The organism is Globicatella sanguinis (assembly GCF_002847845.2).
Classification (GTDB): Bacteria; Bacillota; Bacilli; order Lactobacillales; family Aerococcaceae; genus Globicatella; species Globicatella sanguinis.
This window is the reverse complement of sequence record NZ_CP126962.1, coordinates 149,666-173,995: the sequence shown is the minus strand read 5'-3', so window position 1 is coordinate 173,995 and position 24,330 is coordinate 149,666. Positions and strand designations below refer to the sequence as shown.

Annotated in this window: 19 protein-coding genes; 5 read left to right on the top strand and 14 right to left on the bottom strand. The window is 36.0% G+C overall.

Going from position 1 to position 24,330, the window contains the following annotated elements; translation table 11 throughout:
• Positions 1–161 precede the first annotated feature (161 nt).
• A complete protein-coding gene (locus CYJ72_RS00670) occupies positions 162–998 on the top strand; it encodes a DUF7973 family transport facilitator (protein WP_284630134.1) in 837 nt (278 codons plus the stop codon).
• Positions 999–1,640: 642 nt separating this feature from the next.
• Here CYJ72_RS00670 and CYJ72_RS00665 read toward each other — a convergent pair.
• The 7 genes from CYJ72_RS00665 to CYJ72_RS00635 form a co-directional block, all read right to left on the bottom strand.
• Entirely contained in the window at positions 1,641–2,024 is a 384-nt protein-coding gene (locus tag CYJ72_RS00665; protein ID WP_276932984.1) for a VOC family protein, read from the bottom strand.
• Positions 2,025–2,120: 96 nt separating this feature from the next.
• Positions 2,121–6,104, bottom strand: a complete 3,984-nt coding sequence (addA, locus tag CYJ72_RS00660) for a helicase-exonuclease AddAB subunit AddA (RefSeq protein WP_284630131.1) — start codon at positions 6,102–6,104, stop codon at positions 2,121–2,123.
• Entirely contained in the window at positions 6,105–9,653 is a 3,549-nt protein-coding gene (locus CYJ72_RS00655; protein ID WP_284630130.1) for a PD-(D/E)XK nuclease family protein, read from the bottom strand.
• 579 nt (positions 9,654–10,232) lie between these two features.
• Positions 10,233–11,150, bottom strand: a complete 918-nt coding sequence (locus tag CYJ72_RS00650) for a manganese-dependent inorganic pyrophosphatase (protein WP_284630128.1) — start codon at positions 11,148–11,150, stop codon at positions 10,233–10,235.
• Positions 11,151–11,200: 50 nt separating this feature from the next.
• Positions 11,201–11,941, bottom strand: a complete 741-nt coding sequence (trmD, locus tag CYJ72_RS00645) for a tRNA (guanosine(37)-N1)-methyltransferase TrmD (protein ID WP_101813021.1) — start codon at positions 11,939–11,941, stop codon at positions 11,201–11,203.
• Entirely contained in the window at positions 11,931–12,452 is a 522-nt protein-coding gene (rimM, locus tag CYJ72_RS00640) for a ribosome maturation factor RimM (RefSeq protein WP_284630126.1), read from the bottom strand. The genes trmD and rimM overlap by 11 nt, the downstream gene beginning before the upstream one ends.
• Positions 12,452–13,627 (bottom strand): MFS transporter, encoded by a 1,176-nt coding sequence (locus tag CYJ72_RS00635; protein WP_284630124.1) that lies wholly within the window; start codon positions 13,625–13,627, stop codon positions 12,452–12,454. The genes rimM and CYJ72_RS00635 overlap by 1 nt, the downstream gene beginning before the upstream one ends.
• Positions 13,628–13,778: 151 nt before the next feature.
• On the opposite strand from CYJ72_RS00635, the gene CYJ72_RS00630 reads away from it, so the two are divergent.
• Positions 13,779–15,482: an Rqc2 family fibronectin-binding protein gene (locus tag CYJ72_RS00630; RefSeq protein WP_284630123.1), complete on the top strand. Its 1,704-nt coding sequence runs from the start codon at positions 13,779–13,781 to the stop codon at positions 15,480–15,482.
• 158 nt (positions 15,483–15,640) lie between these two features.
• On the opposite strand, the gene pyrR is transcribed toward CYJ72_RS00630, so the two are convergent.
• The 6 genes from pyrR to rplS all read right to left on the bottom strand — a co-directional run bounded on the left by pyrR (position 15,641) and on the right by rplS (position 19,605).
• On the bottom strand, positions 15,641–16,180 hold the full coding sequence (pyrR, locus tag CYJ72_RS00625; protein WP_284630121.1) for a bifunctional pyr operon transcriptional regulator/uracil phosphoribosyltransferase PyrR: 540 nt from the start codon (positions 16,178–16,180) through the stop codon (positions 15,641–15,643).
• Between the two features lie 95 nt (positions 16,181–16,275).
• Entirely contained in the window at positions 16,276–16,671 is a 396-nt protein-coding gene (locus tag CYJ72_RS00620) for a rhodanese-like domain-containing protein (RefSeq protein ID WP_284630119.1), read from the bottom strand.
• A gap of 8 nt (positions 16,672–16,679) precedes the next feature.
• Entirely contained in the window at positions 16,680–17,654 is a 975-nt protein-coding gene (locus CYJ72_RS00615) for an ROK family glucokinase (protein WP_284630117.1), read from the bottom strand.
• 13 nt (positions 17,655–17,667) lie between these two features.
• On the bottom strand, positions 17,668–18,363 hold the full coding sequence (locus CYJ72_RS00610) for a rhomboid family intramembrane serine protease (protein ID WP_101812976.1): 696 nt from the start codon (positions 18,361–18,363) through the stop codon (positions 17,668–17,670).
• A gap of 12 nt (positions 18,364–18,375) precedes the next feature.
• On the bottom strand, positions 18,376–18,927 hold the full coding sequence (locus CYJ72_RS00605; protein WP_066123336.1) for a 5-formyltetrahydrofolate cyclo-ligase: 552 nt from the start codon (positions 18,925–18,927) through the stop codon (positions 18,376–18,378).
• Between the two features lie 330 nt (positions 18,928–19,257).
• Entirely contained in the window at positions 19,258–19,605 is a 348-nt protein-coding gene (gene rplS / locus CYJ72_RS00600; protein WP_066123339.1) for a 50S ribosomal protein L19, read from the bottom strand.
• Positions 19,606–20,175: 570 nt separating this feature from the next.
• Here rplS and murG point away from each other — a divergent pair.
• Positions 20,176–21,243 (top strand): undecaprenyldiphospho-muramoylpentapeptide beta-N-acetylglucosaminyltransferase, encoded by a 1,068-nt coding sequence (gene murG, locus CYJ72_RS00595; protein WP_284630112.1) that lies wholly within the window; start codon positions 20,176–20,178, stop codon positions 21,241–21,243.
• Between the two features lie 43 nt (positions 21,244–21,286).
• Here the strand turns inward: murG and CYJ72_RS00590 are convergent, their stop codons facing one another.
• Positions 21,287–22,915: a DUF1002 domain-containing protein gene (locus CYJ72_RS00590; RefSeq protein ID WP_284630110.1), complete on the bottom strand. Its 1,629-nt coding sequence runs from the start codon at positions 22,913–22,915 to the stop codon at positions 21,287–21,289.
• 178 nt (positions 22,916–23,093) lie between these two features.
• Between CYJ72_RS00590 and CYJ72_RS00585 the strand changes: the two genes are divergently transcribed.
• Positions 23,094–23,555, top strand: a complete 462-nt coding sequence (locus tag CYJ72_RS00585; RefSeq protein ID WP_284630108.1) for a DUF1836 domain-containing protein — start codon at positions 23,094–23,096, stop codon at positions 23,553–23,555.
• Positions 23,536–24,189, top strand: coding sequence for a PAQR family membrane homeostasis protein TrhA (gene trhA, locus CYJ72_RS00580; RefSeq protein WP_284630107.1), 654 nt, complete (start codon positions 23,536–23,538; stop codon positions 24,187–24,189). The genes CYJ72_RS00585 and trhA overlap by 20 nt, the downstream gene beginning before the upstream one ends.
• Positions 24,190–24,330 lie beyond the last annotated feature (141 nt).

Here is a 24,330-nt window from a genome sequence, read left to right as displayed (position 1 = left end):
AATTCAATAAATAGTTATTAATTATATTACAATCTTAATATGCAGGTTACACAAAATATTTGACACTACCATACCACTCTCTATTAATAATAGTTATTAGACTTTATTTTTTAAAATGATTATAATTTATATGGTGAAAATTTATTTTAAGGAGTGACAATATGTCAATTTTAGCAATTATTTTAGCTTTCTTTGGTGGCGTATTTGGTGCTGCGATTGGAGCGATCCCTGCGATTGGTTTATGTGGGTTCTTCGTCTTAATCGGCTCATCAATCATGGCTGCTGGAGGTTCAGCAGATTTCTTAAACAATGTCGCATTTGGTTATTTCTTTGGACCCCATATCGCTTTCACCGGTGCTGTAGCAGCAACTGCTTACTTAGGTTCTAAAGATAACTCTGGTTTCCATGGAACAGATATTAATAAACAACCATTTGCTTCCAATGATCCAATGGCTTTATTAGTCGGTGGTATCTTCGCCGTTATCGGTTATTTATCAGCTTACCTAATTACCCAAGTATTGGGATTAAAAGTTGATGGTGGCGCAATCGGTATCGTGATTGGTTCAATCATTACTCGTTTAGTATTCGGTGGTGGCGAATTTATGTCGCAACCAGAAGAAGGACAACCAGTCTTCAATATGAGTACGAATGATTTAGTATTTGGTTTATTATGGTCAGCAGCTTACTCTGCTATCATCGCTTATGTAACGCAATTAACAGGTATTCCATTCTTTGGCTTTGGTTTTGGAGCATTCTTATTCTTCTTTACCATCTTTGGTGCCAACTTCCCGGTTGGACATCATGTTGGGATTATCTCAGCTTTAGCAATGGTTGCTTTTAATAACTTCTTCTTAGCGATTTTATTTGGTGTGATGGCGTGGTTCGTATTTGAGTTAGTTGCTCGTTTCTTCAACACCAATGTCAAAACACATATTGACCCACCCGCTTATGCAATTGCATTATTTTCATTCATATTAAATACATTCTTCATTAAATAATTGAAGCAGTAGAAATAGCCTAACAAACTCACATCGGGTTTGATAGGCTATTGTTTTTTGCGTGTCTGCCCTTATATCGGTATCACAATACATTATCAGCAAGGGCGCAACAATCATGGAAGATGTGCTTGTCCTTTCTTATATCGGTACAACGATACAATATGCTTTTCAAAATATTATGAATGGTATCTATCGCCAAAAATACCGGCAATTTTATCGGCGCCTTTGCCCTCGCCTTTTAGTAAGAATAACAATATGACGTATTTAGCAACGAAAAGCCATTGGCTAGACCACTCCCATTTCCTATTCCCTTTCAACAGCATTCAAAACACCTTAAGGCTGGCATAAACTTGATAAATTTAGTTAAGATTATTGTTCATTAGTTAAAAGCGCAGTGGTTGAGTGGTCTCAATCTGCGTCTTAATGACTTGCTTGAGACCTACTCAACTGTGCGGGGGTGAACAGACGAAGCGAAAATCATTCGATTTTCTACTTCTGATCTACTCCCACAACCAGTCTTCTGGTCGCATCAAACAGCAAATTCTTTATTGCCATTCCTCTCTCATTCTGAATCAAGGTATATAAAATTACTTTCTTAGTCTTTAATGATTTTCACGATCAAGTCATCATTATTACTTTGATTTAAACCGTAATTTCTAATTGATTGCCTTCAAAGATTATGAACTTACTCTCGTAATAACCGTCACCGGTTGTACGCGGGCCATCAATGAGTTCATAACCATCGTTTTCTAACTCTTTAGTTAAGGCATCTACTTTCTCCTTACTGCCCACACTCATTGCCATGTGAACCAATCCGGTTCGATTTAAGCCTTTATAAGTATCCACCATGTCTGGTCTTGTCATTAACTCTAATCGAGCTCCATCCTCAAATGTTAAAAAATAAGAGCTAAATTCTGTGTTCGGATTGAAGTACAATTCATTTGATTTTGCCTCAAAATATTTAACAAAGAAATCTCTCGCATCATCTAAATGATTAACATATATCGCTACGTGTTCAATTTTCATAGATTTCCCTCACTATTCAAGTTTGTTAATTATAGTTTAGCAAATAATCTCCTTCAAGACTATGGACTTTTTTATGATATATCAGAAATATTGCAACTAAAAGGTATATAATTCGTCATAACGATACACTACATTAAAATCTAACAATACCACACATACATCTTTAACTGGCTTAGCTTTGGCTTGACTCAAGGCTTGTGCATACAAACTCAACTGGAATTTATACTTATCGGCAACCAATTCAATCTGCTCACTACGCGGGACATTGCCATATTGACGATAGCGGTCTGTTTTATAGTCCAATATGACCAAGCCATCGTCTGTTTCGTAAAAGGTATCAATAATCCCATGGACTAATAATTGATCATCGGCCAACTGTGGCATTGTTTCCTCGGTTAATTGTGCTTTAAACAACCATTTAGCAGGCAATAAATAAGAAAAGGCTTGTTCACGTTGTAAAGTATGATGATGCTTAAATAATTGTTGTCCATACGGATCTTGTAAGAACCAGACTAAAGTCTCCATTTTAATTAAGGCCGCTTCTTCTTTGGTTAAATACTCTTCACTCACTAAGCGGCTGATTTCACTTGCCACCCAGGATTCAATCGCTTCACCTTGATACTGATCAAAGGCCAAATGTTGCATCACAAAGTGAGTTAAGCTACCGATTTCGGCATAAGTCATCGTTTTCGGTTTCATAAATTGTGGTGGTTCAAAGGTGTCCTCCGTATAGCGAATACTTTGAATCCCTTCCTGTTCAGTGACATCGCTTGCTGGCGTTACTGCTGCTTGATTATTAGTAGCGGATAACTGCCCTTCTCTTAGCTTGAGTTGTTGGTCCCTTTCAGTGTTGACTAGCTTAGTTCGGTCAGTAAAATAACTTAATTGATCATGTGCCGGTTCTTCATACAAACGTTTTAACTCGGATACCGATTGATAAGAGGACGTATGACTCGCCAACTGATAGGGGTAGATTGGATTGGCTAATGCGGCCATCGTTTGCATTAAGGGGGACCTTGGTTCATCCATCGAGACTTCTTTTATCGCTTTCAGTGTAAAGTCGAGCCAACTTTCTTCGGTGATGAATTGTCGTTGTTGAATTAATTCGCCTTGCGTTTGGAAAATCTCTGCTTGATTTTTAAAGGTAACATTAACTTGTGCTATATCAAAATCAGTAACTTTTTCGGCTAAAGTATCCGGTACTGCTAATGCCTGACGAATCCATTCTAACCATGAATTAGCGGCTTGACGTTCTTGTAAGACGACTAACTTATCTTGTTTATCGGTTAATTCACGGGTTTTTTCATTTTTTTCTTGCCATTTATCCTGTGAATCAATGGTTCCAACTAAAATTAATTGTTGTTCACAACGGGTTAAAGCCACATATAATTTACGCATTTCTTCGGCTTTAGCTTGCATCGTTTTTTCGATTTTAATGGCTTTATTAACCATCGATGGATATTTTAACATCGTGGTAAAATCATATAAATCGGTGCCCATTCCGGAGTTTTTCGATAATACATAGCGTTTATGATTAATATCCTGCATGTTAAATTGCTTTTCAATATTCATCAAATAAACAATCGGAAACTCTAATCCTTTACTACCATGAACCGTCATCATGCGCACATAGTCTTCATTATCGCCTAATAAGACCGGTTCAGCAATATCTTGATTATGTTCGGTTAATTCTTCAATATATCGAATAAAGCCAAATACCCCTTTAAAATTACTCTTTTCAAAGCTAGCGGCTTGTTGGTAAAACGCATGTAAATTCGCTTGACGTTGGGCACCATTGGTTAAGCCGGTAACATAGTCTAAGAAATACGTTTCTTGATAGATTTGCCAAATCAATTCAACTAAGCGTTTCTCACTGGCAATCGTTTGCCAATGAATCAATTGTTGATTAAACTGACTTAATTGATCCGCAAGCGCATCATCTACTTGGGTCATATAATCTAAGACGGCTTCATAATAGGCCCCGCTAGGATGATGAATTCGGATTTTACTTAATGCTTCATCGCTCAGTCCGACAAAGTATGATCGTAAAATCGCCACTAAAGGCAAGTCTTGTCGGGGATTATCAATGATTTTCAATAAGGCAATCATTAATTGAATCTCTTGTCTTTGAAAATAGGTATCAATTTTTTGCGCATTAATCGGTATTTCATATTGTTGGAAAGCCCGTTGAATTTCTAAAAATGGCTTTTTAGTAGATGATAAAATGACAAAGTCACGGTACTCAACCGGACGCATGCCTTTGGCTTTTTTATCATAGACTTGCCAACTAGACAGTACTTTTTGACGTATGTCTTGGGCAATTAAATGAGCTTGGGCTTCAATCGAACTATCAAAAGCGAGTTCATCTGCTACCTCATCGGTATCATTCGCTTCTTCATTAAAGCTAGTTGCCGCTGCTTCATCACTGTCCTCGGCTTTTTCATGCAATAAGAGTTGAATATTAAAGCGCGGTGAAGGCGAAACGGGTTCAAAGGACAGATTACCTGTTTTTAAGGACTCTTGTTCGCCATAGTTCATTTCGCCAAATTGCTCGTCCATAATGCGCTCAAATACATAATTGGTAAATTGCAGCACTTCATCGCGTGAGCGATAATTTTTATCTAACACAATTAATTTGCCGGCTTCATGTGCTTGGTATTGGCGATATTTTTTCATAAATAGGCTCGGTTCGGCCATACGGAAGCCATAAATCGATTGTTTAACATCCCCTACCATAAACAAATTACCTGTTAAATCCGGTCGTTGTTCATGTGATAACCAAGATAAAATTGTCGCTTGAATTTCATTAATATCTTGGTATTCATCGACCATGACTTCTTTAAAAAGATTTTGATAATAAGTAGCGGCAATACTGGCCTCACGGCGTCCAGTCTGTTGATTATAAGGGGCTAAAATATTTAAGGTTAAATGCTCTAAATCATTGTAATCAATAATATTAAGTTTAGCTTTATGCTGAGCGACCGCTTGTTTAAAGTGTAAGGTCAGTTGGCTTAATTTATCAATAATTGGGGCTAACTGGGCTTCGACTTTTTCCAATTCGAGATAAGCTAATGGAAAGACCGGTTGTACATTTTTGGTAATCAATGTTTTGGCTTGATCCCGGGCCACTTTCATCGCATCGATTAACTCGCCTTCCTCGGTCTTACGCGGTTTACTTGGCCAACGCTTAAATTCCACCCCCGCCAACATATTAGCAAAGTTCGCTAATTGATCTTGGTATAGATTATCTAATAATTGACCGATCATTTCTCGTTCAGTCGCTAAGAAATCCCCATATTTTTTCGCAATTTCATCGCTAGCACCTGTTAATAAGTTTTCAGCTTTTAATAATAATTGATAAGCCGATTGAAGATTACTTTGTAAATTAGGCGCTAATTGTTGTTTGTATAAGGTTGTTTGACTAAACTGATTAAAATCACGACTATATTGCGATAAGTTTTGTAAATAGATTTCCGGTTCAGGGTGGGACGAAGAAAATAGATGTAAGTTAAGCACTAAATCAAATAAGTCTTGGTCACTTCTAGGATTGGCATAACGACTTAATAATTCTTGTAAGTCATTCGCATCCAGTCCGGTCAACTTGCCTTCGATAATATCAGCCACTAATACTTCCCAAACATCTTGAAAAATCAAGGCCTTTTGTGTCTCGTCCACTAATAAAGTAAAGCTCGGATTAAAATCAATCAAATAGAAAAATTGTTGAATCACCTGTAAGCAAAAACTATGCAAGGTCCGAATATGGGCTGCGGGTAATTTAGCGACTTGTTCTAAAAAGAGGGCTTGTTTGTCTTGGTACTCCGGTTGGTAAATAACCGCTTTGAGTTTGGTTTCCATCCGTTCCTTCATTTCTTTAGCGGCAGCTTCGGTAAAGGTGACCACCAGTAATTCATCGATTTGTGCAAACTCTTTACGGATATGGGTTAAGATTCGCTCAATTAAGACCGTCGTCTTACCCGATCCTGCTGAGGCTGCGACCAGTAAGTTAGATCCTGTTTGTTGAATCGCTTGCCACTGCTCGTCATTGTATTGCGCATCTTTAGGTTTTGGTTCAATTAACATCTATCCTTCCTCCTTCCCTTCAAAGTCAATTTTCAATTGGTTAATAACTTCTTTAGCTTTGATCGTTTTACGGCGATATAAGTGATAATGTTCGGTAGCATCAAAGCCTGAAATGACCCGATACCCCGGTTGTAAAGCCGTTGTATAAGGATTATCTTTATACGGCGCTAAGTCAATACGACCCGACTGCATTTCTTCAGCGGCTTGGATAAAGCGCTCATCGGTCATACGTAAAACTAATTGTAAATCCTCGCCACGAATGACTTTTGAACTGGCCTTATATTGACCATCTTTCTTTAATGATACCGGATAAATCAAACTATCTGATTGTTCCTCAATATCGGGATCAATTTGCATTAAATCCGCTTCATCGGCTGCTACAAATCCCTGTAATAGATTGTTTTTTAATTGGGTATCATAAAGGGATCCTTGAGACGCTTGGGCTAAGACATCTGGTGTTACCTCATTAAAATTATGAATCAATGGTTGGTAAAAAGCACCTAATGCTTCAAACTGCAGATAGTTTTGTAAAGCAATATTTAAATAAGTTAGAATTTGTAAATCGTGACCATAATAAGCATCTTCTAGCTTAAATTGTTTTTTACCTGACTTATAGTCAATGATTTGTAATTTATTCGCCCCCACTAATTCGTCAATACGGTCAATTTTCCCGGTAATATATAATTTACCGCCACTGGACAATGGGTAACTCATCCCTTTTAAATCATGTTGCGGATTCATCCCAAAGATGGCTTCCGTTTTTAAGGTGCGCATCTTAATTTTAGCTTGTTGTTGATAGCTAAATTGTAAAAAGCGCCATAATTGTTGATCAAGTTGTAACTTAATGGCCTGCATTCGTGGATGACCACTGAAAATATTAAATTTCCACTCTTGATTAATGGCCTCGATGCTTTCATTTAAAATGGCACTTAATTCTTCAGCGGTTAAATTAACTAAAGTACGCCCAGAAGCAATAATTTTAGCCATCACCAAGTCTAGTGCATGATGGAAATAATCCCCGGTTTTAGCCGCATCAATTTCATATTGTTCTCGCTCTTTTAATCTTAAACCATAGGTTAAAAAATGACTGAATGGATCTTGATAATAAGCTTCTATCTTCGACACAGAGGCTGAAATATTTTGGCCAAATAAAGCAATGGCGGTTTCAGGTGTGAGTGCCGTTGGTAAAACATTGAATTTAAAAATCTGATGCACTAACTGTTGCCAATTCTTTTCAATGGCTTCTGGCGCATACAATACTTGATGTAATAATTGTTTTTGTTGATGCGTCATCGGTAAACTATTCTGATATTGATGACGCAATACTCCAAGTAGAGGCGATAATTGCATCGGCAGGCGCCCTAATTGGTTGCTGTGAATCTTTTCATTTAAAAATGGGTGTTGTTCACTACCAAATGACTCCACTTTAAATTGACAAGCTTTAATCAGATTGAGGATATAAGGTGAAAATTGTCTTTGTGAATCGCCTACACTGAGTGCCACTGAAAAATATAATTGATCGGTCGCATCCAATAATAATTGATAGCCAATGAGCTGTTCCATTTGATTGCGTTGCTTGGAGGTATCGGCTAGGTTTTGATGTGGTAGTAAACGTTCTTGAATCTCCGCACGATTATCTTCTGTTAAGAGAGAATCACTGGTATAAGTCTTCGGTAAACTATGATCATCGGCTCCTAGAATAAAACAAATTTTAGCCGGTTGCACTTGTGGACTTTCAATACTGGTAACCGTCACTTGATCCATCGTTGGTGGAATAATATGATAGGTCGCTTGTTGTAAACCAGTTAGTAATAATTCAGCAAACAACGCTAATGACAAGTTCTTTTCACCATAAAGTTGATGGAATTCATCTAAGGCATCCATCAATACTTGCCATACTTGTTCAAAACGACGTGACAACTCAATTTGTCCCCGTTCAATCGCTTGATCACGTAAAGCCATGAGGCGCTTTTGCACTTGGGTATCGACTAATAATTGATATAACCATTCTCCGGCTTGTTGACCTGACAGCCCTTTGTCCCAACGACTTAAGGGTTGATATAGATTGGACACAAGCCACTGACGCCAACGACTCACCCCTTCAAAAATGGTTTCGTTCGTTTCATCACCTTGATAATTAACATAGGGTTGTTCTGATTGCGGAAATTGCCATTCAAACTTTTCACTATAAAAGCGGAAGCCAAAATAACCATTGGCAATTAAAATATTCTCTAAGAGCGCCTTTTGATGACGTGCCTCTTCAATATTCCCTTCTAGCCATTCAGGCATTAACAAATCCGACTTGATGACGAGCATTAAGTCTTGATACCGCCAATGATTTAAGGACAAATTCAGTACTGCTTCTAACCACAAGACTAAGGGATGTTGCGACATATTCGCTTCATGGTCAAAAAAGTAAGGAATTTGATTCATCTCAAAGATTGGGCCTAGCATTTGTTGATATAAATCCATATCGCGGGTTAACACTAAAATATCACGATAACGATACCCTTCAATCGTTACTAAATAATGAATCTGATTACTAATATGACGTAATTCACTTTGCACTGTTTCAAATTGCCAAAAATAATGATGCGTAGTAGCGCTATTTAAAGCCTGTGGCACTAATAATTGTGATTGTTGTTGTTGGAAACGTGAGGCAACTTCTAAAATGGCGGGTTGATAATTAAAATAATGCGCTTGAATCTCCCAATCAGGCAACACTTCAAAATTAAATAATTGTCCATAATGTTTAAGTTGACGATAAGTGTCTTTTACTATTTGAACCATTGGTAACCATTCAGCACTATTAATTTGGGATTGTTTAATCGGTAAGGTTAACCAAACTCGCTTAAATTTTTGAGCGAGGTCTACTAATAATTGATATTGTTGTGCATTAAAAAAATAATGATGATCTACTACTAAATAATGATGGTCAAACGCTTCATGTTGGGCTAAATAGTGTGATAAATCCAAATACGTTTGATAATTAGCTAATGATTGCGTTTCGATTGTATCAATAAAAGCGGTATATAATAATTGTAATTCTTTAATACGTTGCGCTTCCATATTTAAAATCGTCGCCTCAACTACTTGTTTACTCACCATATCATCGGTTAAGGCTTCTGGATTAACATTGCCTTGATATAACTCTTCGAATAGCGCCAATAATTTCTCAACGAAACCTAAGTGATGTTGTTGCCCTTTATAAACAATCAATTGGTCTTGATATTGATCTAATAGTTGCTTAATCACCATCGTTAAACCGATATCGGATAGATTAGTGCGTTGATGTTGTTTCTCATCTAACATAAACCAAGCCAAACGTGTAAAGCTGACCACTTGAATATCCATCATGGCCGATTCTTGACGTCCGCTCATTTTTTGACTTTCTTTTAGTACAAAGGTTTCCATGTCAAACTTAATATGTTCCGGCACTAAATAATAAATAATTGCTTGCGGATCTTGTGCTTTAATTTTAAATAGCTCTTGGATTAGGGGAGCTTTTTTATTAACTGACAAATCGCCTGTTACAATTTGTAAAGCCATACTCTCGTCCCTCCTCGTAAAATAATATCGATAGTCCTATTGTATCAAATTCACTGCTGTTTAAAAATAGGCCTTCGTTGATTATTGAAGAATAATGCTTGATCCACTTACAGATAATTCTTCCTGCCTTAGGGTAAAATGAGTGATGCTAACTTTTATTAGAAAGCAAAAACAATTTCTAAAATCAATTAGTTTTTACGTTAATTATAGTCTCCACAAGATTAGGAGCCGACTAAAAGTAGAAAATTGAATGATTATCGCTTCGTCGGCCTACCCTCAAAAAGATGTTTACCCTATTCAATTGAAAAAATTCCCTTGCTTATGGGGTACTGGCATCAATCAAGTTTCCCTCCATACAATTAACTAAAATCCCTTGCTTATAAGAGCCACTGACACCATGCCAATTTAGCCCCATACAATTGAATAAAATCTCCTTCTATATTGCCTAACGCCAGAAACTAGATGGATTAGGACAAACAAAAAAGACCGAACAGAAATACATGCTCGGCTTCGTTTCAAATAGATATTCTAGTTTATTTGAAGGAGGCAGTCAGATATCTTTCTGTCAGTCTTAATTTATTAGTTTTCGTAAGCCGCCGTTAATTGCGGTACGACTTGTTTCTTACGTGAAACGACACCTGGTAATAATAGTTCATTGTCAGTCACTGTAGTACCAAAAGCTGCTTCTACTTGTGTGAAGTCTTCACCAGATACTAAACCGAATGAATTGCTTTCTAAAATATCGGTTACGATTAACACGAATAAATCATATCCTGAAGCATCCATTGCTGTTAATAATTCAGCTTTTTGTGCTTGCATTTCTTCGAAACCAATCGCGTTTACTTGTGCGATGCGCACTTTTTTACCATTCATGTCGAATGATTTCACATCTAATGTTAATAATTCATCAATTGTTTTAGTTGATAAATTGGTTCCTGCTTTTAATAATTCTAAACCATATTTTTCTAAATCAACTTCTGCGATTTTCGCTAATTCACGCGCTGCAGATTCATCTTGATTCGTGCAAGTGGGTGATTTAAATAATAAAGTATCAGAAATAATAGCCGATAACATTAAACCAGCAATTGATTTTGGAATATCGTAATCATGTTCCTTGAACATTTTTAATAAGACAGTGGCGGTACAACCAATGGGTTCTGCACGGTAATATAAAGGTTGCGCTGTTTCAAAACCAGCAATACGGTGATGATCGATGACATAATCCACGGTCACATCCGCTAAATCATCGACTGATTGTTGGGGTTCATTGTGGTCCACTAAAGCAACATGCTCAACTTCGTTGGCAACCGTGGTTACTACGCGTGGTGCTTCGACATTGAAATAACTTAAAGCAAATTCAGTTTCTTCATTTGGGGTTCCTAAAGCAACAGGTTCTGCGACATACCCTTGACGCTCTAAAAAGAAGCTCATCGCAATGGCTGAAGCAATCGTATCAGTATCTGGATTTTTGTGTCCGAACACTAAATATTTAGACATTTATTAATTCCTCCTAAAAAGGTCTTTTCTATATTTTATCACATCTTAAGCTATTTTAAAGAAATATTTTCATTTTCTTGTTGAATTTCTGCTAACCATTCTTGTTCTTGCTCTGTTAAATCAGCTTTTTCAAGTAAGTCAGGTCGTCTTTCATAGGTTTTGCGGATAGCTTCTTTGGCTTTCCATTTTTCAATCTTTTCATGATGTCCACTTAATAAGACATCCGGTACCACTTTTCCTCTAAATTCTCGTGGTCGTGTATACTGTGGATGTTCTAATAAATGACGTTGATGGGACTCATCTACAATTGAATGGGCATTTCCTAATACTTCGGGAATTAACCGGACGGTCGCATCAATCATCACCATTGTCGGCATTTCACCATTCGTTAAAACATAATCACCGAGTGACACCTCATCGGTTACATAATCACGAATTCGTTCATCGAAACCTTCATAATGACCACAAATAAAGATTAATTGTTCTGCTGTTGACCATTCTTGAGCCATTTGTTGGGTAAACGGCTTGCCGGTTGGATCAACTAAAATGACTTTCGATTTATCTTTACGTTCAATTGCTTCGAGTGTTTCGACAATCGGCTCAACCCGTAATAACATGCCCGCTCCGCCACCATATGGATAATCATCCACATGGCCATGTTTATTGACCGCTTTTTGACGAAAATCATGTAAATTTAAAGTCATTTTTTCTTTATTTTGTGCTTCCTTCATTAAAGAGGTATTAAGGGGTGCAAACATTTCTGGGAATAAAGTTAACACATCAATTTGCATCATCAATCAAACCTTCCATCAATTCAATCGTCGCGATGCCGTTGGTCAAATCTACCTCTTTCACGACATCATTAATAAAGGGCAATAACACATCGCGTTTTTTCGGTTCATGACGTTTAACCACCCAGACATCATTCGAACCTAACGATAGAATTTCCTTAACGGTTCCTAATTCATTACCATCGGTAGTGATAATCTTTAAGCCAATAATTTGATGATGATAAAATTCATCTTCAGGCAGTGCCTGTTGTTGGTCTTTTTCAATCGCTAACCAATAATTTTTATAGTGTTCAATATCATTAATATTATGGATTCCTTCAAAACTTAAAATATAAGTCCCTTTATGTAAATAGGCATCCGCTACGGTTAATTTTGTTAGTACCTTCTCTCCGTCGATAATCGCTAATTTTTCACCTGGAGCAAAGCGTTCATCAGGGAAATCCGTATCCGCAATGACTTTAATTTGACCTTTAATACCAAAGGTATTGACAATTCGCCCTACTTTATACATTATCCTTCCTCCTCAATCGGACCATTTTGGGTAAAACGTTCTGACATATATAACATTAAAATGGTTAATAATCCTAAATAAATCGGTAAAATTCCCATGCCTGTTACTTTCGTAATCCAACCAAAGATAGGTGGCATCGCCATTGCGCCCACATAGGCACTGGCCATTTGCACCCCAATAATGCCTTGTGATTTATCTTTTCCAAAATAACGTGGCGACATATGAATAATACTTGGATAAATAGGTGCACACCCTAATCCAATAATAATTAAACTAATTAGCGCAATCACTGGAATTTTGATTGGCAATAATAATAAAATTATGCCCGTTGCTAGGACACCTATCCCGATACGAATCATTTGCTCGTCATTAAATTTAAAGGTTAAGAAGCCACTCAACGCACGTCCTACCGTGATACCGATATAAAATAAAGCAGCATAACCGGCAGCAGTCTCAGGTTCAATGCCTTTTACTAATACAAAATAACTACTTGCCCAAAGTCCTGCAGTCGATTCAATCGCACAGTAACAAAAGAAAGCAATCATAATTTCTTTAGCACCTTTTAATGATAAAATCTCTGGAATGCTTAATGGTTTGCCTTCAGCACGTTTACCATTGCTTTTAGCTTCATGCGTTTGCCATAAAGGTAAGCTAATAAATAGACTCGTTGTTAAAACAATTTGAATGATTGCAATATATAAATAACTACTTTGCCAACCCGAACCATTCATCAAGGCATAGGACATAATATAAGGCCCAATCGCTGCTCCTACACCCCACATACAATGTAACCAGCTCATATGGTGACTCTTATAATGTAAAGCGACATAATTATTTAATGAAGCATCGACACTGCCGGCGCCTAGACCATAAGGAATCGCCCATAAACATAACATCCAAAATTGATTACTAATTGAGAAACCAAATAAAGCAACTGCCGTTAATAGCACACTAAATGCCGTTACTTTACCAGGACCAAATGTCTTCGTTAAGCGATCACTTTGCAAACTGGAAATGATTGTTCCAAAAGAAATAATTAACGAAATAACGCCGGCATAAGAAACATCAACCGCTAAAGTTTGATGCATTACGGGCCATGCTGAACCTAATAAGGCATCCGGTAAGCCAAGACTGATAAATGATAAATAAATCATGACTAATAATAAATGTATCATGCAACCTCTCCAATCTAAAATAATAACCTTCACTATTATACGACAGTTCAAGTAAATTCGCTATCGAAACCGTTTATTAATCGCGATAACTTTCACTTTAGTGGATAATCATGTAAAATGTATTTATATCTCTTTTTAGGAGGAACCAAGTATGACGTTTGATGGCTTTTTTACACGTGCCTTAGTCAAGGAATTAGCGGATCATCTAATTGGTGGCCGTATTTCCAAAATATATCAACCTTTCGAGCAAGAATTACAATTGGTGATTCGTAATCATCGTACCAATTATCGTTTAAACAGCTCGATTCATCCCACTTATTACCATTTAGGTTTAACAGATGAGCGTCCAAGTAATCCCACTCATGCACCAATGTTTTGTATGTTGATGCGTAAACATTTAGAAAATGCCATTGTATTAGACATCCGGCAAATTGACAATGACCGTATCGTACAATTTATTGTGAGTGGCTTAGACGAATTAGGCGACCAACAGAATTACCATCTTTATTTTGAATTGATGGGTCGCCACAGTAATATTCTATTAGTGAATCCGGCTAAAAATACGATTATTGACTGTATTAAACATGTCTCTCCTAGTCTTAATAGCTATCGCGGATTACAACCAGGTGCTGAATATGTTCAACCACCCAAAAATCCACAACAAATTAATGTCTTTGCTTTACCAGACTTAGAAAGTTGGGCGAATGAACATCATCAGCTATTAGCAGATGGTCTGGCATCTCGAATGATTGAAGGATTAGGAAAACTTGGTGCCAATGAAATCGAATATTTAATGAATCAAGAAAAAATGACAGCTGGTGAAGCTATCAATCAATTGATGGCGGCTACCACTACTGCACAACCCACGATTTTCAAGCAAAAAAATGCCAAATTATCCTTTTATTATTATCCTGTTAAGCATCTTAAAGCTGAACAAATTCACTACCCTTCACTTTCAACTTTATTAACAGCCTTTTTCCAACAAAAAATTCATTTAGATCGTATTCGTCAATTATCAGGCGATTTAATACAAAAAATTGAACATGTGATTGGACGCAATCAAATTAAAATAGCAAAATTAGCAGAAGATCGCAAAGTAGCCCAGGCTTCAGATACCTATCGGATAAAAGGTGAACTCTTAAAAGCCTATGCTTACCAAATTGAAAAAGGTCAAACAGAAGTGACATTGGATAATTATTATGACAATAATCAACCTTTATTAGTTGAACTTGACCCACGTTTATCAGCGATTGATAATAGCCAAAAATATTTTAAAAAGTATACTAAATACCGTGATTCATTAAAATATATTGACCACCAAACCCAATTGGCTGAAGCAGAAAATGAGTATTTAGAAACAGTACTTGTCCAAATTCAACAAGCTGATTTGGAAGACATTGAAGATATTAAAGAAGAATTAACGAGCGAAGGTTATGTTGCACAACGTAAACAAAATATTAAAAAACGTTCAAAATCAACGTCAAAACCAAGACGCTATCGCAGTGATGATGGGGTCATGATTTATGTTGGACGCAATAATCACCAAAATGACGAACTCAGTCTTAAAAAAGCCAGTAAAAATCACTGGTGGCTCCATGCCAAAAATATCCCAGGTTCTCATGTGATCATTGAAAGTGACCAACCAAGTGATGAAACCATTACACTAGCGGGAGAACTCGCTGCTTATTATTCTAAGTTCAGTGATTCAGCCTCCGTTCCAGTAGACTTATTACAAGTCAAACATTTACGTAAACCCAATGGTGCTAAACCGGGCTATGTGATTTATGAAGGTCAACGCACGATTTATGTGACACCTGATGAACAGAAATTACGTACCTATCAAATTGACAATTAACTAAATTGGCTATTTGAGTTGAGCCTTTAAAGTATTTAGCAGTCTATTTAATGACTAGCAAAAGCTTTTATCTATCAATATAATAAAAAAACTGAAGTTACAAGATGAGTTGAGTGTCGAGTAGACCGCACAACCACATCATAACTTCAGTTTCTTTTTTATTTTACAATGACCACTTGGTCTTCACCATTGTCGACTTCACTTAAGCGTACCGCAATTCGCTCTGTTTTGGCAGTTGGTACATTTTTACCCACAAAATCTGCTCTAATCGGTAATTCCCGGTGTCCACGATCCACTAAAATAGCTAATTGAATATGCGAAGGACGATGTTGGTCTAAAATCGCATCCATCGCAGCTCTAACCGTGCGTCCTGTATATAATACATCATCCACGATGACGACTTTTTTACCCGTTAAATCATGAGTAAAGCTCGCTTCAGTTACTTCTGGTTCATCGGAAACCGTCGCATGCGTTAGGTCATCTCGATAAAAGGTAATATCCACATAATCAACCGCCACTTCATGCCCTTCAATTTCTTTAATCTTCGTCGCAATGCGATTGGCTAAGTATTCGCCACGCGTTTTAATCCCGACTAACACAACGTCCTCTAAAGTCTTATTACGTTCTAAGATTTCATGGGCAATTCGTTTAAGTGTCCGATTGATGGCCATTTCATCCATTAAAACATTTTCAACCATTTCAACACTCCTTTCAAGGTGATAAAAATAAAGATCGTCATAGCCCATTAAAAATGAAACTATCACCATCTTTATTGACTAATATAGGCTGTACATTATTTTCTTGATTTTACTTTTCCGCCCCAAGTAGAAAAGCCATTTTTCAAGATAAAGACATTATCATGACCGTTTTTCTTTAAAATACGGGCACAACGTGGTGCTAAATTACCATCTTCGTCGTATAAATAAACGGGTTTGTCACGGCGTACCTCGGCTTGACGTTGTTTAAACAGTGACATTGGAATATTGCGTGCCCCTAAAATGTGACGTGCCTCGAATTCCGGTATTTCACGTACATCCACAATTTGTGCTCCAGCACGTAATGTTTCTAATTCCGTCGCTTCAATCATTTGAGCGGAATTACGTGCAATCCACCATAAATAAAGTAAGTAGCCACCATAAATTACTAAACCTAAAACAATTAAAGCTAAAATAAATTTCAAAATTTCCATTAAATTAATTACTCTCCTAACTCATCAACTGGTACTAATCGAGCAGCCCCGATAACACCAGCATCATTACCAATTGTTGCTAAACGGATTTTTGTGACATCACGTACTTGTGGGAATGAATATTGACGGTGATATTTTTCAACGCGCTCTTTTAAATAATTGCCAGCCGCCGAAACGCCGCCCCCTAAAACAATCGTACTTGGATTTAAAATATTCGCAATATGGGAAGTCGCGATGCCTAAATAGTGAGAAAACATATCAACTACATGTTCACTAAATGTATCGCTATCTTTTGCTGCATCAAAAATATCACGAGCGGTTACTTGGTCCCCACTGTCAATACGCGCTTTAATCGTTGAATCACCTGCAAATTCATTTGAATAATGACGTGCAAGATTAACAATTCCTGTTGCTGAGGCAACTGTTTCTAGACAGCCTTTATTACCACAAGTACATTCAAAACCATTTTCCGTATCAACAAAAATATGGCCCACTTCACCTGCTGTACCGCCGACACCATGTAATAATTTATTACCTAAAACGATACCGCCACCAACACCAGTACCTAAAGTAAACATCACGACATTGGGTTCTCCATTACCGGCACCTTTCCATTGTTCACCTAAAGCAGCCACATTCGCATCATTATCAATATAAAAAGGTAAATTAAAAGCTTCGGCAAATTGCTTTCCAACTTCTTGTAATTCACTCCAGTTTAAATTGTAAGCGCCAATAACTGTTTTGTTTTCAGCATCTACTTTCCCTGGCGTTCCCATCCCAATACCATAAAAACTCTCTTCTGTTAAATTTAATAATGATAATTGCTCTTTAATCGAATCGATAATATCCGGGACAATATGTACGCCATCATTTAAGATGTTGGTTTGAACACTCCATTTTTTTTGAATTTCACCAGCGGGTGTTAAAATTGCTAATTTTGCTGAAGTACCACCTAAGTCAATCCCAATAATTTTTTTCTCCATTTTTCCTACTCCTTTAAATTTCTCTTTGTATCCCAATAAAAATAAATGAAATCAATAATAAAACGATGCTAATGAATAATAATAATCGTTGTTTCTTCGTCAATGGATGATATTGCTTGATACCAATGGCTGCGGTCATCAAAGCTCCCATTAAAGCGCCACCCATATGACCCCAGTTGTCGATCGTACCTGAAAATAGATTCATCAAGACATTAATAACAAATAATGTCAGAAACGTTTGACCACGCTGTCTTAAATAATTTGATTGTGGATATAGACGACCTAATACAATATAAGCCGCAAATAAACCAAAAATACCGGTACTAGCTCCTGCAGAAAGAGAACCCGCACTCGCTAAGCCAAATGAAACAACATTTCCACCTAGAACACTCATTAAATAAATCAGTAAATAACGTCCATGACCTAATATTTTTTCCAGTTCAATCCCCACAAAATAAAGGGAAACCATATTCATCAAGATATGTTCGAATCCAATATGAATAAAACCGGCAGTCAATAAGCGCCACCATTCATTAAAATGAACAATGAAAGGTCTAAAATTTGCACCTGCATTTACTAATGCTTCGCTCGATTGTGTAGTACCAAAAACGAATAACATCCATATAAAAACAGCAATATTAAGTGTTAATAAAATATACGTTACAAATGGCGCCTGACGCCACCATTCAGGATTTTTAATTTTTTCCATTATTGCTCCTCTCTATCTCGCAATGATGAGCTTTTTAACAGGTTGATCAAATGATTCGACAGGCAATAAATCATTGTCGACCATTTGAATCGGAAAAACGAGCGAAACCGTATTGGTGGTAGGTAATTTTGCTAGTAGACGATCATAATAACCGCCACCAAAGCCGACCCGATACCCCTCACTCGAAAAAGATAAGCCTGGAACAATGATTAAATCTAATTGCTCAGGTTCTAGTCGTTGGTGAGTCTTCGGTTGCACCACTTTGCGATAAACTGTTTTAAGTGTGTCCCCCATTTTATAAGGAGCAAACTCTAATTGATAATTGGGAGCTAAACAAGGTAAATACACTTCATAACCTTGTGCTTCTAATTCTTCTAATATGGGCAAAACATTTACTTCAGGATGAAAGCTATAAAACAAAGCTAATTTTTGAACTTTGATTGTTTGTAAATACCCAAAAAATTGTTGCTTCAAATCACTTTCCCATTGGCGTCGTTGCCCACTATCCAACTCTTGAAGTTTATTGATACTTTCTAATCGAAGGGTTTGCTTATCTTTTTTCATAATACCTCCCTCTAAGATTACTAATATATTTTAACACATTTTAATGAAAAATGGGAGCGTTCTTTCAAGGAATCATAACGTTATCAAAATCATGTTTAGAGTGGACAAAATAGCATTAGATAAAGTTAAGCTTATCGTTTATAAATTTGATTAGAAATTAAGAACGGTGAATATTTTTGTTTAAATTTAGGTGAGACCATCGGGCTCAGAGCGTAATTCAATTCTAATAGAGTAACCCCGAGACGAATGGCATTTAGGTGAATATCTTATTGTAAATGAAAAATACCCGATTGACTGTCAATACAATCAACCGAGTATTCAAATCTTGGATTATCTAGTTCGTTCTTTAATTCTAGCTGCTTTACCAGACAATGCACGAATGTAGTATAATTTCGCACGACGTACGCGACCTTTACGAACAACTTCAATTTTCGCTACACGTGGCGTATGTAATGGGAATGTACGTTCTACACCTACACCATTTGAAATTTTACGAACTGTAAAAGATTCGCTAATTCCAGTACCACGACGTTTAATAACTAAACCTTCGAAAATTTGCACACGTTCACGTTCGCCTTCGACGATTAATGCGTGTACACGAACTGTATCACCTGCACGAAATTCAGGGATATCGTTACGTAATTGAGCTGCAGTAATTTTTTCAATTAATTTACTCATGTTTTTTTCTCCTCTTCTAACAAACACTCATAGATAGCAGAATTGTCTATCCAGCGGAATATCGTGATTTGGGGTCCGCAGACCACTCTTACTATTATACAATAAAAGATACGGTTGTAAAGAGCTTTTGTAAATATTTTTTTAATCCGCTAGAAATTCATAGCTTCGAAAGTTATATGACCTATTAAATGGTGTAGACTCTCCTTTTGAGATGGAAACTAATAAAATTTGATGAAATAAACAACATTGAAATCATCCATCAAGTGAATAGCTCAATCAAAATAAAGATCTATGCTCATGGAGACACTTATTCTCAAATCTATCAAAAATCTGATGAAAAGGATCTTCTAAAGTTAGTGCCACGGTATCTAGCCATAAAAAACATTAGAGTATGAGTTCATCCATCATCAAGCATCAAAAATAGTGCAACTAATCTATTTTTATAGCGTGTGATGTGTTATCTATCCTATTAACTTTTTCGCTATTCTTCTTCCTCCTAGCATAACGATTAACTAGACACATCTAGGTTTGAACGCTATAATTAATGAGAATAATTTTTAGGAGGCTCTTATGGTTAAACGAATTTGTTTTACTGGTGGTGGCTCTATTGGCCATGTGTCAGTTAACGTAGCCTTAATCCCTTATTTTCAAGAAAAAGGTTATGAAACATTTTATATAGGATCAAAAAACGGGATTGAACGTGAGATGATTAATAAATTAGACAATGTGCCCTACTATCCCATTAGTAGTGGTAAATTACGTCGTTATTTTGATTGGCAAAACTTTGTCGATCCTTTTAAAGTCATGAAAGGCGTTAGCGATGCTTATTTTATTTTGAAAAAGCAACAACCGACGATGATTTTTTCTAAAGGTGGCTTTGTAAGTGTGCCGGTTGCGATGGCAGCCAAAATGTTAAAGATTCCTATCGTGTTACATGAATCAGATGTGACACCAGGTTTAGCAAACAAAATTAGTATTAAGTTTGCTGATCATATTTTTACAACCTTTCCACAAGCAGCAGAACATTTGCCCAAAGGACAAGCTACCGTTATTGGCTCTATTATCCGCGATAGTTTATTTGAAGGTAATGCGGAACGTGGTTATCAATCTACAGGTCTAACACCTGATAAACCAATTATGATGGTTATGGGGGGCTCTTTAGGTTCGAAAGCAATCAATGATGCGATTCGTCAAAATTTAGATTATTTATTGACAGAATACCAATTAATCCATTTAACGGGTAAAGGTTTAAAAGATGACTCTCTAACTCAAGACGGCTATGTCCAATATGAATTTGTAACGGATGAATTAAATGATATATTAGCGATTACCGACTATGTTATTTCAAGAGCGGGTTCTAACTCAATTTTTGAATTTTTAGCTTTAAAAATACCGATGCTATTAATTCCCTTAACCGCTCAAGCTAGTCGTGGAGATCAATTATTAAATGCTCAAAACTTCCAAAATGAAGGATATGCCCTTGTTTTAAACGAAGAAGAACTTTCTCCAGAAACGTTGAAAGAAAAATTAGTCGCCTTGACTAAACAAAAAGACACTATCATTGAAAAAACGAATAAATACCAAATTAGCAATTCAATTGAAGACTTCTATCAATTGATTACGCAGTTTGAAAGATGAAGTTTAAAAACGCGCAAAAATATCACAATTTGCGCGTTATTTTTTATTTAATTATTTGGTCGATAACCTGAATATATTTTTCGAAATCTTCGTCAGGAACATCTCCACCCATTTGTAGTAAAACCTTTCCTTTTTGGTAAGTATGTGAATAGAATAGTGCAGATTGTTTAGCTAAGTCATCATAATATGCCTTTTGAAGTTTCATATCTTCCTCATCTTCAATGAAAAATAAACGTCCATAGTTGTAAGGATCTATCTCACCATTTTCATCAATCACTGGATCGACTGCTAATTGGGCACCGAAAAATACCATATTATCAGTTGTATAAGGTGCCATTCCTAAATCCGTTCTTTTTGCCATATAGGGCTCTAATACATTCAATTTATTATCTACAAATCCTTGCATTATTTCTTTTAATTCTTTATTTTCAATACTATTGATAAAATCTGAAGGGTCAGTATCTACTATGACGGTTGTTTCTTCAGTATTACTGCTTAATTCTTCAGTTTTTGGCTTCTCACCTGTTAAGATAATATTAACTGGTTCAGCATTAATATTCATAATATCTTTTAATTGTAATTCTAATGTATCAAAATCACCATTAAAACCAAAATACATTTTTTCATCCCCTGATTTTCCAGAAGGAATTGGTAAAAAGGATTCATCACCCATAAAATATGGCATTGTAAGCTTTCCATCTGTAAATAAAGATAATTCATTACCTGAATAAAAATCATCTTCGTTATTGTTGGTTACGGTATATTCAGCAACTAATAGGTTGTCAAATTTTTCTTCACTATACTCGTTTCGTTCTTCAGTAAGATATACATTATGAAACTCTATTTCTAAATTCCCTACCGTATATTTTTTATCTTTAATATGTGAAAAATCACCTTTTTCGAATTTATTTAGCATTTCTTCTAGCATTCTTTTGGTTTCTGAATCTTTAGCCGTTTCTGATTTAGCAAATGCAATAGCATGCTCTTTCATAGCATCGATTGCTGTTTTAGGTATACTATAATTTCCATCATTTAAAATGGATTCAACAATTTTGAATAAATCTTCATCCTTAATTTCTTTATTCTTTTCAACTAATAACACGATTTCATAATTTAATTTTGTAATAATTTTAGAAATTTCAGTTGAATTTAAGGAGGTTTCTTCAGTTAACAATTGTTCAATTTTAATTTGATTTTCTGCAATTCTAATATCTTCAGGATTTAATTCCATTCCTTGTTGACTAAAAATCTCATAAACACCTGCTAGAGCTCCTTCTCCTGTAACAGGTTGTGGTGAAGCTATTTGAATGTATGCATTCGTAGCTCCAGCAGCAATTGCTGCGTTTCGATACGCTGACTCTGAAACCTTTGTAATATTCTCTGGCGTTATTACAAACACTTCAACACCAAAACCTTTTGGCATAAATTCTACTTTTGAACTTGAATATATCCCCACTGTATTATCGGTACCATCATTTAAATATTTATTAACTGTATTGCCATCAATAGAAATAACATTATCACTTTGGTTGACCCCAAATAAGGATAACATAAATTCTTTATCTTCTCCTGTTAATGATACTCCCAATGAAACCATTGAAGTCCCCTCTTGAGCAAAAATACTCATAGGTAATAATATTGCAACAAGTATTGAAATGATAATTCGTTTCATGTAAGTGCCTCCATGTATTTTTAAGAACATTATAATATATCTATTTTAAATAACAAGATATTTTTAAACTTTTCTTTATTTTTAATAAGTATTTTTTCATACTCTTTACTTGACATTGGATTATGATAACTTTACAATCTAGTTATAAAGACTAGATGTAAGGGGGTGGCTATTTTATATGATAAAGTTACCGTATTGGCATCAATTGCCTGATTTAGATTTATATTTAGACCAAGTTTTAATTTTAATCAATGACTTGATAGTGGAACCCACATTGTCGGAAGAAAAAGGTTTAACAGCTTCAATGATTAATAATTATGTCAAACATCATCATATTGAAAAGCCAATTAAGAAAAAATACCGTAAAAGCCAAGTCGCTAGACTGATTGCGATAACTTTCCTTAAAAATGTATTTCCGATTCAACATATCAGTCAAACACTGAAGATGTTAAGTGAAGATTATGATTCGGAAACATTGTATAATGGTTTTGTCAAATGTTTAGCTAAAGATCAAAACAATGAAATCGAAGTCCCAGTAATTATTCAATCAGCTTGTCAAACAGTTATCTTATATTATCAAACACAAGCTCTTATTGCAGACTATAAAGGAGAAAAAAATAATGAACATGACACGATTTAAACCCAGTATTCAACTATCATTTGGTGAAGAAATTGGTAATAGTGTTTCGCATGGTGTAGCGGCTTTAGCCGTGTTAATCCTCTTACCGATAACCGCAATTTATGCTTATATCCATTATGACATCACGGCCATTGTGGGGATGTCTATTTTTACAATCAGTTTATTTTTAATGTTCTTAGCTTCTACCATTTATCATTCAATGAGTTACGGTTCACCTCATAAATATGTCATGCGCATCATCGATCATAGTATGATTTTTATTGCGATTGCGGGTAGTTATACCCCGGTTGCACTTTCGTTAATTGGTGGCTGGTTAGGCATCGCGATTATCGTTTTACAATGGGGCATCACCATTTTTGGTATTTTATACAAAATCTTCGCTAAAAAAGTCAATGAAAAGTTTTCCTTATTCCTTTACTTAATAATGGGATGGTTGGTCGTTTTTATATTACCGGATGTGATTAAACATACGAGCGCCATCTTTCTAGCTTTAATGGTATTAGGGGGTCTGCTTTATACGATTGGTGCCCTCTTCTATGCTAAGAAAAAACCATACTTCCATATGATTTGGCATTTCTTTATTATTCTAGCTTCACTGGCTCATTATATTGCGATTGTCTATTTCATGATTTAATGAGGCTATGCAAATTTTTATAATTCTGTTCAGGCATATCTATTCAAGTCAATGCGCAGTTGTTGAGTGGTATCAAAATGCGTCTTAATGGGGTTTGGCATCAATTTGATAAATTCAATTGAGTGAGTGCTCGATAATTAA

Bases quoted from the DNA above. Each gene is read 5' to 3' on its own strand.
- CYJ72_RS00670 (WP_284630134.1), top strand. From the start codon at position 162: ATGTCAATTTTAGCAATTATTTTAGCTTTCTTTGGTGGCGTATTTGGT.
- CYJ72_RS00590 (WP_284630110.1), bottom strand. From the start codon at position 22,915: ATGAAACGAATTATCATTTCAATACTTGTTGCAATATTATTACCTATG.
- CYJ72_RS00630 (WP_284630123.1), top strand. From the start codon at position 13,779: ATGACGTTTGATGGCTTTTTTACACGTGCCTTAGTCAAGGAATTAGCG.
- CYJ72_RS00605 (WP_066123336.1), bottom strand. From the start codon at position 18,927: ATGAAAAAAGATAAGCAAACCCTTCGATTAGAAAGTATCAATAAACTT.
- murG (WP_284630112.1), top strand. From the start codon at position 20,176: ATGGTTAAACGAATTTGTTTTACTGGTGGTGGCTCTATTGGCCATGTG.
- CYJ72_RS00635 (WP_284630124.1), bottom strand. From the start codon at position 13,627: ATGATACATTTATTATTAGTCATGATTTATTTATCATTTATCAGTCTT.
- trmD (WP_101813021.1), bottom strand. From the start codon at position 11,941: ATGCAAATTGATGTGTTAACTTTATTCCCAGAAATGTTTGCACCCCTT.
- addA (WP_284630131.1), bottom strand. From the start codon at position 6,104: ATGTTAATTGAACCAAAACCTAAAGATGCGCAATACAATGACGAGCAG.
- CYJ72_RS00665 (WP_276932984.1), bottom strand. From the start codon at position 2,024: ATGAAAATTGAACACGTAGCGATATATGTTAATCATTTAGATGATGCG.
- rplS (WP_066123339.1), bottom strand. From the start codon at position 19,605: ATGAGTAAATTAATTGAAAAAATTACTGCAGCTCAATTACGTAACGAT.
- CYJ72_RS00615 (WP_284630117.1), bottom strand. From the start codon at position 17,654: ATGGAGAAAAAAATTATTGGGATTGACTTAGGTGGTACTTCAGCAAAA.
- rimM (WP_284630126.1), bottom strand. From the start codon at position 12,452: ATGTATAAAGTAGGGCGAATTGTCAATACCTTTGGTATTAAAGGTCAA.
- CYJ72_RS00620 (WP_284630119.1), bottom strand. From the start codon at position 16,671: ATGGAAATTTTGAAATTTATTTTAGCTTTAATTGTTTTAGGTTTAGTA.
- trhA (WP_284630107.1), top strand. From the start codon at position 23,536: ATGAACATGACACGATTTAAACCCAGTATTCAACTATCATTTGGTGAA.
- CYJ72_RS00655 (WP_284630130.1), bottom strand. From the start codon at position 9,653: ATGGCTTTACAAATTGTAACAGGCGATTTGTCAGTTAATAAAAAAGCT.
- pyrR (WP_284630121.1), bottom strand. From the start codon at position 16,180: ATGGTTGAAAATGTTTTAATGGATGAAATGGCCATCAATCGGACACTT.
- CYJ72_RS00650 (WP_284630128.1), bottom strand. From the start codon at position 11,150: ATGTCTAAATATTTAGTGTTCGGACACAAAAATCCAGATACTGATACG.
- CYJ72_RS00610 (WP_101812976.1), bottom strand. From the start codon at position 18,363: ATGGAAAAAATTAAAAATCCTGAATGGTGGCGTCAGGCGCCATTTGTA.
- CYJ72_RS00585 (WP_284630108.1), top strand. From the start codon at position 23,094: ATGATAAAGTTACCGTATTGGCATCAATTGCCTGATTTAGATTTATAT.